Raw genomic sequence first — 11076 nt, 5'->3', positions numbered from 1 at the left:
GCGCGACACAACCGAGAGCGCGACACAACCGAGAGCGCGACACAACCGGGAGCGCGACACGACCGACAAGCGGCTCGCCCAGGCCCCGGGCATCCGATGCCCCGTCGAGGTCCTGTCCTGATCTCCGGCAAGGCGTGACCGGTCGCACACCCTGAGCCTATCCATTTCGCCGCAGAGCACCGGCGTGCGAAAGTCGTGAACCGCCGGCCGGTGCTCTCCGGCCGGCGCCCGTACGATCCGGCGCCCGTACGATCCGGCGGACGGGTGGACGTGTCGAACAGAGGAAGGAAGCCGTGTTCACAGCTTCAGATGGCGTCATGCCAACGTTCTCCGGGACGACAACGGTCACCGGGATGACAGTGCTCGCCGAAACCGTCGGGTCGACCAAGGCGCCGATGGAGTGGTGGGCGGTCGGCCTGGTCACGATCGGCGCGATCCTGCTGCTCGGACTCGTCATCACCATCATGACGTTGGCCGACCGCAAGCGCCACCCCCACCCCCATGCCCACCCCCGCGCCGAGCCGCAGGAGCCGCCGGCGTGAGAACGTCACCCGCGTGCGGCTGAGACTGCTCGGCACCGGATCGGCCGACGGCTGGCCCAATCCGTGGTGTGAATGCGCGTCGTGCCGCTGGGCGCGGGAACACGAGGTACGCACCCAGACCGCGGTCCTCCTCGACGAGGTCATGCTCATCGACTGCGGACCGGACGTGCCGCGGGCCGCCACCCGTTTCGGGGTGCGGCTCGCAGGCGTGCGGCACCTGCTGTTCAGCCACGCCCACCCCGACCACACCGGGCCCGCGGCGCTGATGTGGCGGGCGTGGACAACCGTGGCCGACCAGCCGCTGGACGTCGTCGGGCCACCGGCCTGTCTGGAGGCCTGCCGCGCCTTCGTGGGCCCGTGGGACGTCACGGATGTCGATATGGATGCCGATCAGGTCGCCGGTGGCTCAGGTGGATCTGGACCGCTTCGGTTCCACCCGGCGCTCGCGGGCGACGTGCTGAGACTCGGTGGCTTCGAGATCCGGCCGGTGGCCGCCAACCACGGGGACGCGGTCATCGGGCCGGCGGTGCTCTACGACGTGACGACACCGGACGGTGGACGGCTGCTCTACGCGTGTGACACCGGCGCGCCGCTGCCGCGCCAGACCCTGGAGGCACTCACCGGTCGGGCGTTCGACGTGGTGCTGATGGAGGAGAACAACGGTGACCGCCCGGGGTTCGGTGACCACTTGGACCTGCCCGGCTTCGCGAACGTCCTCGCGCAGTTGCGGCAACGCGACGCGGTGGTCGACACGACCCTGGTCATCGCCGTCCACCTGAGCCACCGTAACCCGCCCGGGGATGCGCTCGCCCAGCGGTTGGCGTTCATGGGCGCGCAGGTGCACCCCGACGGGACCGTGCTCGACATCACGCCGGCCACTGCGCCTGCCGGCGCGCCGGCCACTGCACCGGATCCGGACCCGGCCGTTGCGTTCCGCGGAACGCGGCGAACGCGGCGAACACGTCCTGACCAGGACGCGGTGCGGCTGGGGCCGCTGCCCAGGCCGTACCGCGTCCTGGTCACCGGGGGTGCCCGGTCCGGCAAATCCGTGACAGCCGAGCAACGCCTGGCCGCCTGGCCGGGTGTTGTGTACGCGGCCACGGCGGGGCCGGTCACCCCCGGCGACGCCGAGTGGGCCGCCCGGGTGCACGCCCACGCCACGCGCCGGCCGTCGCACTGGACGACGGTGGAGACCGCTGATCTGGTGCCCCTGCTGCGCGTCGAGGGCTCACCCCTGCTCGTCGACTGCCTCACGCTGTGGCTGACCGCCCACCTCGACGGGGACTGGCCGGCCCGGGTCGACGAGCTGGTCACCGCCTGGCGCAACACCCGTCGCCACGTGGTTGCGGTGACCAACGAGGTCGGCTCGGGCATCGTGCCTGCGACCGTGGTGGGACGCCGCTTCCGCGACGCACTCGGGCGCCTGAACGCCGCGATCGCGGCCGAGTCCGACGAAGTCTGGCACGTTGTTGCCGGCATCCCCACCCGCCTGCGCTGACCCGTGCTCCAGCACCTGCCGTGATCTGCGGATCGGCCTGGAAGAATGAAGGAGTTCGAAAAACATGCGGGAGAACGTGCGGGAGGTTGTGGGCTTGAACGATCACGAGGTGCCGTCGCTGCGCAGGCAGGTCGAGGCCGCCGTCTCCGGCGCGATCGACCGGGCGCTGCCCGAGCTCGCGGGGGCGGACCCGGTGGTCCGCCACTCCGAGCACGCGGACTTCCAGTCCAACGCCGCGCTCGCGCTGGCCAAACGCGCCCGCCGCAAGCCCGCCGACCTGGCCGCGTCCGTGGCCGATACCCTGCGCCGCGACACCGAAGGCGAGGCCGAAGCCGGGACCGGTGCCCTGGTGGCCGCCGTCACCGTCTCCGGACCGGGATTCGTCAACCTGGTCCTGTCCGACACCGCGCTCTGGCGAGCGGTGGCGGCACGGCTGGCAAGCCATCACCTCGGGGTCGGTACACCGCAGCAGGGCCGCCGCACGGTCATCGACTACTCCGGTCCGAACATCGCCAAGGAGATGCACGTCGGTCACCTCCGGACGACGATCATCGGTGACTGTCTGTCCCGCGTGCTCGCCTTCCTCGGCGCGGATGTGCTCCGCCAGAACCATCTCGGCGACTGGGGCACCCAGTTCGGGATGCTCATCGAGTACCTCGACAGCCATCCCGACGTCGCGTGGCACCGCGACGAACTCGCCGCCGGCACGTCGGCCGTCTCCGCGCTCAATACCCTGTACCGGGCCGCCCGGGCCGTGTTCGACGCTGATCCTGACTTCGCCGACCGGGCCCGGCGTCGCGTTGTCGCGTTGCAGGCCGGCGATGAGGCAACCGTCACCCGGTGGCGGGAGATCGTCGCCGAGTCGGAGTTCGCATTCAGCGAGATCTACCAGCGGCTCGGTGTGCTTCTCACCGCCGCCGACTCGGCGGGCGAGTCCTTCTACAACCCATGGCTGCCCGAAGTCGTCGACGAACTCACCCAGGCCGGTATCGCGGTGGCAAGCGACGGCGCGCTGTGCGTGTTCTCCGCCGACATCACCGGCCCGGACGGCGATCCGGTACCGTTGATGGTCCGTAAGACCGACGGCGGCTACGGATACGACACCACCGACCTCGCGACGATCCGCTACCGCATCCGCGAACTCAAGGCCGACCGGATTCTCTATGTCGTCGACGCCCGCCAGGCACTGCACTTCCGACTCGTGTTCGAAGCCGCTCGGCGCGCCGGTTGGCTCACCGACGACATCGACGTCACACACCTCTCCTATGGAACCGTGCTCGGTCCCGACGGGCGTCCGTTCAAGACCCGCTCGGGTGACACGGTCAAACTGATGGACCTGCTCGACACCGCCGTCGGGCGGGCCCGGGAAATCGTCACCGAGAAATCTCACGATCTCGCCCCGGCCGAGCTCGACCAGATCGCCGAACAGGCGGGTATCGGCGCGGTCAAATACGCGGACCTGTCCACTTCCCGCACCAAGGACTACACCTTCGACGTCGAGCGAATGGTGTCCTTCACCGGGAACACCGGCGTGTACCTTCAGTATGCGCACACGCGGATCTGCTCCATTCTCCGCAAAGCCGACGATGAATCCGCCGATGTCGATACCGCGCTTGTACTGCATCCCGCCGAACGCGCGCTGATACTCGCGTTGGACGCCTTCGGCGACACACTCACCGACGTCGGCCAGGCGCTCGAACCCCACCGGCTCTGCGGCTACCTCTACGACCTGGCGAAGGCATTCACCGATTTCTACGAAGCCTGCCCCGTCCTGTCCGCGGCGCAACCGACGCGCGGCAATCGCATCGCGCTGTGCCGACTGAGCGCCGCAACGCTGCGCCGTGGCCTGAACCTCCTCGGTATTGCCGCACCGGAACGCCTGTGATCCCGTTCAGCTCCCGCCTGCCCCCCGGTGCGTAGGTCGACCGGTTCGACGGCGCTGGATGCGATGGCCGCGGTGACCGGACGGACGATCACCGACGTCGCCCTGGGCGCCCTCGTGGTGGCCCGCCGTTATCTCATCAGCGGCAACGACGACGAAACGGCCGATGCCACCGACACCGAACTGCTCCAGCGCCTCGGTGTCCTGCGCCCGGACGGCGCCCTCACCCAGGCCGGCGTGCTGCTCTTCTGCCCGGCACCACGGTCGCTCATCGAGCTGACCCGGTTCGACGTCCCCGGCGGTGATGTTCTCAACCCACCGACCGATCTTTCCGGGCTGGCCCTCATCGAACAGCTCGCCGCGGTCGAAAGCGATCTCCTGGCGTTCAACGTCGCGACCACCGTCCACCGCGGGTTCGCCGAGATCCCCGTCCGGCAGATCCCGCCTCGTTCTGTGCGCGAGGCCCTGCTCAACGGGCTCGTACACCGCGACTGGATGCGTCCGGATCCGGTCACTGTGATCTGGTTCGACCACGACCACGTTCTCGAGGTGGAAAGCCCCGGCGGCTTTGCCGGCGGCGTGACCCAGGACACCGTGCTTTCCCGCAGGTACGCCCGCTACCCGGCCCTGTCTGATCTCTGCCGTGCGCTGCGGCTGGTGGAGAAGCAGGGTGTCGGTGTCGACCGCATGTACCGAGAAATGATCTCATTGGGTCACAGGCCCCCGCGAATCATCGAGATAGCCGGGCCGGCCGTGCGGACCCGCCTGACGGGCGGAACGCCGGTCGTGCCGGTGATGTCGCTGATGGAATCCGTGCAACCGGTGGCGCGCCGCCGCGACGTGCGGATCGCCATGATCTTCTACGAACTGCTGCACCGGCCGTTTCTCACCCTCGACAGTGCGGCGCGCGCGCTGCAAACCGACGCGAATGACGCGCGGAGCGCGCTGGAGACAGCCTGCGCCACCCGCATCGATGACAACGTGCTCATCGAGCCGTACAAGGACGTCTGGATGCTGTCCGCGGCCGTGTTCCGCCGGCTGGAGAACGACCAGGCCACCGCGGGGAAACCGGTCGGACGGGGTCTGTTGCCCTACCGCCGGCCCAACCAGAACAACAGCCCGGACGTCGTCCAGGCGTGGCTTTCCGCCCATGATCGTATCACCAGCGGTGACTACGCGACCCTGACCGGCCTCACGCAGACCGGTGCGAACCGCGCACTCGACCGCTTCGTCCCGGAACTGCTCGTCCGGGGCTCCACCACCGGCCGCAACGCCCACTACATCGCCGCCGGCAGCGTGGCGCCCGGTCCCTGACGTCTGGGACGGTCGTCGGCGTCATTCTTCGGGTTCCCGCCAGAGGGTGTCGACCGGCACCAGGTAGAGCCGGTCTGCCACGCGCGCGGCACGCTCCCCGGTATAGGCGAGCACGCCCGCGACGAACCTGTCGCCAACGCGGTCCCGAAGCTGAACCAGCCCGCGGAGATCCTCCCCGCGATACGATCCGCCCGCCTTCACCTCCACCGCGAAGACCTCGTTCTCGTCATTCTCGATGACGAGGTCCACCTCCACCCCGTCGGAGGCCCGGTAGTGGCCGAACCGTAGCGATTGATCCAACCAGTTCGCCTGCTTGAGGATCTCGTTCACGACGAACGTCTCCAGCAGATGCCCGAATTCGATCAACACCGATGGTATCCGCCTGGACACGCCACAGACATTGATCCCGAGCAGTCCACTGCCCAGCCCCGGGTCGACAAGATGGATCTTCGGGAGTCTGTTCACCCGGGATGCCAGCGTGGTACCCCAGGCCGGCAGCCGATGCAGCAGGAAGACCGCTTCCAGTAGGCGGGTGTAGTCCTCCCCGACCGACGAGGTCAATCCGGCCTCTGCGCTGGCATGGGCGATGTTGAGCACCTGCCCGGTCTGCGCCGCGAGCCGCCGCAGGAAGGTCGGCAGCACCGCCGGCTGCCTGATCTTGCGGATGTCGAGGACATCGCGTTCGATCACCAGGTTGACGTAGTCGTCGAACCACCGCGAGCGCGCGGCCCCGGGTGAACGCCGCAACGCGGCCGGAAGGCCGCCCGCCAGCACCCGGTCGGCATACTCCTCCCGAGATGTGGCGGAGGCCCGCGTCGGCACGACAGACTCCGGATCGGCCAACAGGCGCTCCACGAAGGTCTCCCGGACGCCGGAGATCTCCCCCTGGGACAGCGGCCACACGGTCACCACGTGCACCCGTCCGGTAAGGGACTGTGCGGCCCGCGGGAGGGTCGAGTACCGGGTCGACCCGGTCAGGACGAATCGTCCCGGCCGGGTGTCGCGGTTGAGCTCCGCCTTGATCGAGTCAAGCAGCTCCGGTACGTGCTGGAACTCGTCCACCAGAACCGGGGACGGCCCACTGACGTAGAAGGCCAGGTCGTCGGCAACCAACCGCCGGGTGGTCGGCTCGTCGAGATCAAGAATCGCGGTCTGGAACCGGTCGGCCAGCTGGCGCAGCAAGGTACTCTTGCCGACCGTCCGCGGGCCGGTCAGCGCGACGACCGGCTCATCCCGCAGCAACGTCTCCACGATGCTTTCCAGCCGGCGTGGGGCGACGGCGACCAGCGGCCCGACCATACGTCCGATCATACCGGTCATGCCGTGGGTCGAGGGCTTCTCATGCCGCAATCGGAGGTTGTTTTTGACCGTGATCTGAAGGAGATGTCCGCCCGATGTCCGCTGTGGTTCGAGCAGCGTGGATGCCGCGATGACGCTGTCCGAGCACCTCCTGCCCGGCCACCAGTTGCTCATCAGGTAGTAAGGACCCTGTGCAGACCCCAGCCCCCGCACTCGACACCGACGCCATGAACGCCGCCCGGCAGCGGCAGACGGTACTGACCAAACCTCCGGGCGCCCTCGGGCGCCTGGAGGAGGTCTCGATCTGGCTTGCCGGCACGCAGGGAGTGTGCCCGCCGCGGCCGTTCCAGCGCATCCGGGCGATCATCGTCGCCGGTGACCACGGCATCGCGCAGATGGGTGTCTCCGCGTTCCCTTCGGAGGTCACCGCCCAGATGGTGGCGAACTTCGTCGCCGGTGGCGCGGCGGTGAACGTCCTGGCCCGCACCGTCGGCGCGTCCGTGCGGGTGGTGGACGTCAGCGTGGACACCGACGAACCGACCGCCCCCGGCGGAGTGGACGGGACCGCGCCGGCGCAGCGCTACCGGGTCCGGCGCGGCAGCGGGCGGATCGACGTCGAGGATGCCCTGACCGCGGATGAGGCCTCCCGCGCGTTCGACATCGGCCGCATGATCGCCGACGAGGAGGTGGACGCCGGTGCCGACCTGCTGGTCCCCGGCGAGATGGGGATCGGGAACACCACCGCGTCCGCGGCGATCGTCGCCACCCTGCTCGACCGCGAGCCGATCGACGTGGTCGGCCGCGGAACCGGCATCGACGACGCCCGATGGATGCTCAAAACCGCCGCGATCCGGGACGCGATGCGCCGCGGTCGGCCCTTCGCCGACGACCCGGCGGCGCTCCTTCGAGTGATCGGTGGCGCGGACCTGGCCGCCCTCACCGGCCTGTTGACCCAGGCCGCCGTCCGGCGCACCCCGGTGGTGCTCGACGGCGTCGTCATCTGCGCCGCCGCGCTGGCCGCCGAAGCCTACGCGCCGGGGTCGAAGGCATGGTGGGTTGCCGGAACACGGTCGACCGAACCCGCGCAGCACCTCACGCTCGCCTCGCTCGGCTTCGATCCCCTGCTGGACCTCGGTCTGCGCCTCGGTGAGGGCACCGGGGCGCTGCTCGCCGTCAACCTGCTGGTGGCCGCGCAGGCGACGCTCGCCGACATGGCCACCTTCGACCAGGCCGGGGTCAGCGACAAACAGGCTGAGGTGAACGACAGCGCGGAAGCGGAAACAGTACCCGCCACGGACGACAAGCCCGCCACGGACGACGAGCCCGCCGCGGCCGCTACCTGAGACGTGCCGATCAGGACCATCTTCTCACTGCTGTCGATACTGCCCGTCCCTGGACCGGTCGCCCTCGACCGGCGCACCATCGGGCGCGCCATGGCGATCGCACCGCTGGTCGGCCTCACCCTCGGTGTCATCACCGCCGTGGCTGTGGCCATCCTAGGGATCTTCACAACGCGGCCCGGCCAACCGGCGGAGACGCTGCTCCCGGCCGCGGTGGGAATCGCCACGCTGGCATGGCTGACCCGGGGCCTGCATCTGGACGGGCTCGCCGACGTGGCCGACGGGTTCGGCGCCGGCCAGGACCGTGCCCTGGCCGCGATGCGCGACTCCCGGCTCGGTGCGTTCGGCGCGCTGGCCGTGGTGTTCGCGGTACTCGTCCAGGTCAGTGCCCTGTCACTCACGATCGGCGAGCACCGGGGCACCGTGTCGATCGTGGTGGCCGCCATGACCGGACGGCTCGCGGCGACGCTCGCCTGCGTCCGCGCGCCGGCCGCGCACCCGACCGGGCTCGGCGCGCTCGTCGCCCGCACCGTGGCGCCGTGGCAGGCGGCCTGCTCCGGTGCCGCTGTGGTCGCCGTCGCCGCCCTGGCCGGGCGCGTCGACCTCGACGGTGGGGACGCCGGGGGTGCGCTGCGCGCGGTGACGGCCGTCGCCGTCGGGACGGTCACGGGCTGGCTGCTGCGCCGGTTCCTCGTCCGCTACCTCGGCGGTGTCACCGGAGATGTGCTCGGCGCCCTCGTCGAGGTCACGGCAACGGTCACGCTGGTGTTCATGACGCTGAACATCCCCGCGGACGTGCGGATCCACCTCAGCACCCGGTGAGGAGCTCCGGGGCCTGCCTCGGGCCTGCCTCGGGGCAGGCCTACTTCGGGGACGCGTCGACGAACGGCGGCCGCACAACCGTCATCGTCGAGCGCCGTCCACGCACATCCACCCCGACGGTGTCGCCCGCACCGACCCGACGGTCGAGCAGGGCCAGGCCGACGCCGGTTCGCAGGGTCGGCGAAAACGTCCCACTGGTGACCTCGCCGACGGGCACTGCCTGCGAGCCGTACACCGTCATGTGCGGCCGCGGGATGCCGCGGTCGGTCGCGCGCAGCCCCCACAGCTGCCGCGCCGGGCCGGCGGCCCGTTCCGCCAGCAGCACGTCCCGGCCCCAGAAGCGCGGCTTGCCCCAGCCCACCGCCCAACCCGCCCGCGCCTGTACCGGGGTGATCGACATCGACAGGTCCTGACCGTGCAGCGGGTAACCCATCTCGGTTCGCAGGGTGTCGCGGGCGCCGAGGCCACAGGGCAACATCCCGAGCGGGGTGCCCGCCGCCGTCAGCGCATCCCACAGCGCGGGCGTGTCCGCCCAGTCGGACACGATCTCGAAGCCGTGCTCGCCGGTGTAGCCCGACCGGCAGACGATCACGTCGGCACCGGCACCGGCACCGGCACCCGGCCAACAGGCCCCGGCAAAACTCATGTAGGCCCCACCGACGGGCAGGCCCAGCGCCGCCATCAGTTCCGCCGAACGCGGTCCCTGCACAGCCACCACGCCGAAGGCGGTGTGCAGGTTGTCAACGGCCACTCCGGGCGGGGCCGCGGCGTCGAGCCGGCGGACGACCTGCTCGGTGTTGGCCGCGTTGGGGACGAGGAAGACCTCCGAGTCGGAGTACAGGTAGGCGATGAGGTCGTCGACGACGCCGCCGGTCTCATCGTCGCAACACAGTGTGTACTGGGCCTGGCCGGGACCGATCCGAGAAAGATCGTTGGTGAGGGTCGCGTTCACGAAGACCGCGGCACCGGGGCCGTGGACGCGGGCCTTGCCGAGGTGGCTGACATCGAAGATCCCGACCGCCGACCGGACCGCCGCGTGCTCCTTGAGCACCCCCCCGCCGGGATACTCGATGGGCATCTCCCAGCCGCCGAAGTCGGCCAGCTTGGCGCCCAGCGCAACGTGCCTGTCGTGCAGCGGAGACCGCAGCAGCTCACCCATACGGGCAGGCTAACCCCGTCCCACACCGTGTTCCGTAGTCTCGCGCCATGACCGCGACTGTCGTGACGACATCATCCATTCTGGATCTTGATACCGATGCGCTGGTGATCGGTATCGCGGCGGGCAAGAACGGGCCGGTGCCACTGGGCGGTACCCAGACGCTCGACGTGGCGCTCGGTGGCCGCTTGGCCCAGGTCCTGGCCGACCTCGGCGCGACCGGCAAGGCCGGCGACCTCGTCCGCTTCGCCACGCTCGGCATGCTCCCGGTCCCCATCGTGGTCGCGGTCGGCCTCGGCCCCGTCACCAGCCAGGCTGACGTCGACCAGGTTGACGTCGACCACGAAACGCTGCGCCGGGCGTCGGGCGCCGCCGTGCGCGCACTCGCCGGCACCGCCCGCGTCGCGACCACCCTCGCCCTGGCGGTCAGCCCGCCCGGACCAGACCAGCTGCGGGCCGTCGTCGAGGGATCGCTGCTCGGCGCCTACGCCTTCGACACGTTCCGGACCCGGTCCCGGTCCGACCGGCGTCCGCCGGTAGGGGAGATCACGTTCGTCGTGGACGACGCCGCCGAGCCCGCCGCCACCGATACCGTGCGCAGGGCTGCTATAGCAGCCGACGCCGTCGCCCTGGCCCGGGATCTGGTCAACACCCCGCCCGGGCACCTACCGCCCGCGGTGTTCGCCGAGATCGCCGCCCGCCATGGCGCCGAGGTCGGTGTGGATGTTGCGGTACTCGACGAAAAGGCACTGGCGGACGAGGGTTTCGGTGGCATTCTCGGGGTGGGCCAGGGTTCGGTGAACCCGCCGAGGCTCGTCCACCTGTCCTGGCGGCCCGCCGGTGCGGACCCGACCGGCCCGCCCGCGCTGACCCTTGTCGGCAAGGGCATCACCTTCGACTCCGGCGGCCTGTCGCTCAAGCCCGCGGGCGCGATGGAATGGATGAAGACCGACATGGCCGGCGCCGCCGGCGTGCTCGCGGCCGTCATCGCGGCCGCCCGGTTGAACGTGCCGGTCACCGTCAACGCGTGGATCCCGCTGGCCGAGAACATGCCATCCGGGGACGCGATCCGGCCGGGCGACGTCCTGACCCTGCGGGGCGGCACCCTGGTCGAGGTCCTCAACACCGATGCCGAGGGACGGCTTGTGCTCGGCGACGCCATCGCCCGCGCCGCGGCGGACTCCCCCGGCCTGCTGGTGGACGTGGCAACGCTCACCGGCGCG

General features: G+C 70.4%; 9 protein-coding genes. 7 read left to right on the top strand and 2 right to left on the bottom strand.

Annotation, left to right across the window (positions count from 1 at the left end):
• The first annotated feature begins 317 nt into the window (after nucleotides 1-317).
• The 4 genes from U9977_RS01850 to U9977_RS01835 all read left to right on the top strand — a co-directional run bounded on the left by U9977_RS01850 (nucleotide 318) and on the right by U9977_RS01835 (nucleotide 5236).
• Nucleotides 318-542 carry a hypothetical protein gene (locus U9977_RS01850; RefSeq protein ID WP_322747387.1) on the top strand — a complete coding sequence of 75 codons (225 nt, stop codon included), beginning with the start codon at nucleotides 318-320 and terminating at the stop codon, nucleotides 540-542.
• A gap of 13 nt (nucleotides 543-555) precedes the next feature.
• Entirely contained in the window at nucleotides 556-2040 is a 1485-nt protein-coding gene (locus U9977_RS01845; RefSeq protein ID WP_322747386.1) for a bifunctional adenosylcobinamide kinase/adenosylcobinamide-phosphate guanylyltransferase, read from the top strand.
• A 64-nt stretch (nucleotides 2041-2104) separates the two neighbouring features.
• Complete coding sequence (argS, locus tag U9977_RS01840; protein WP_322747385.1) at nucleotides 2105-3925, top strand: arginine--tRNA ligase; 1821 nt, start codon at nucleotides 2105-2107, stop codon at nucleotides 3923-3925.
• A gap of 72 nt (nucleotides 3926-3997) precedes the next feature.
• Nucleotides 3998-5236 carry a DUF5635 domain-containing protein gene (locus U9977_RS01835; RefSeq protein ID WP_322747384.1) on the top strand — a complete coding sequence of 413 codons (1239 nt, stop codon included), beginning with the start codon at nucleotides 3998-4000 and terminating at the stop codon, nucleotides 5234-5236.
• A gap of 21 nt (nucleotides 5237-5257) precedes the next feature.
• Here U9977_RS01835 and U9977_RS01830 read toward each other — a convergent pair whose 3' ends face one another.
• A complete protein-coding gene (locus tag U9977_RS01830; protein WP_322747383.1) occupies nucleotides 5258-6547 on the bottom strand; it encodes an ATP-binding protein in 1290 nt (429 codons plus the stop codon).
• 215 nt (nucleotides 6548-6762) lie between these two features.
• On the opposite strand from U9977_RS01830, the gene cobT reads away from it, so the two are divergent.
• Nucleotides 6763-7878 carry a nicotinate-nucleotide--dimethylbenzimidazole phosphoribosyltransferase gene (cobT, locus tag U9977_RS01825; RefSeq protein WP_416210445.1) on the top strand — a complete coding sequence of 372 codons (1116 nt, stop codon included), beginning with the start codon at nucleotides 6763-6765 and terminating at the stop codon, nucleotides 7876-7878.
• A gap of 3 nt (nucleotides 7879-7881) precedes the next feature.
• A complete protein-coding gene (locus U9977_RS01820) occupies nucleotides 7882-8697 on the top strand; it encodes an adenosylcobinamide-GDP ribazoletransferase (RefSeq protein WP_322747381.1) in 816 nt (271 codons plus the stop codon).
• 40 nt (nucleotides 8698-8737) lie between these two features.
• Here the strand turns inward: U9977_RS01820 and gcvT are convergent, their stop codons facing one another.
• Complete coding sequence (gcvT, locus tag U9977_RS01815; protein WP_322747380.1) at nucleotides 8738-9856, bottom strand: glycine cleavage system aminomethyltransferase GcvT; 1119 nt, start codon at nucleotides 9854-9856, stop codon at nucleotides 8738-8740.
• Between the two features lie 47 nt (nucleotides 9857-9903).
• Here gcvT and U9977_RS01810 point away from each other — a divergent pair.
• Nucleotides 9904-11076: leucyl aminopeptidase family protein (locus U9977_RS01810; RefSeq protein ID WP_322747379.1), on the top strand; the 1173-nt coding region annotated here is incomplete at its 3' end.

Source organism: Protofrankia sp. Cas8 (assembly GCF_963555845.1).
GTDB lineage: Bacteria > Actinomycetota > Actinomycetes > Frankiales > Frankiaceae > Protofrankia.
This window is presented reverse-complemented; position numbering and strand designations above follow the sequence as displayed.

Excerpts from the sequence above, each read along its gene's own strand:
- U9977_RS01850 (WP_322747387.1), top strand. The coding sequence starts at position 318 with ATGCCAACGTTCTCCGGGACGACAACGGTCACCGGGATGACAGTGCTC.
- argS (WP_322747385.1), top strand. The coding sequence starts at position 2,105 with ATGCGGGAGAACGTGCGGGAGGTTGTGGGCTTGAACGATCACGAGGTG.
- U9977_RS01830 (WP_322747383.1), bottom strand. The coding sequence starts at position 6,547 with ATGATCGGACGTATGGTCGGGCCGCTGGTCGCCGTCGCCCCACGCCGG.
- cobT (WP_416210445.1), top strand. The coding sequence starts at position 6,763 with ATGAACGCCGCCCGGCAGCGGCAGACGGTACTGACCAAACCTCCGGGC.
- gcvT (WP_322747380.1), bottom strand. The coding sequence starts at position 9,856 with ATGGGTGAGCTGCTGCGGTCTCCGCTGCACGACAGGCACGTTGCGCTG.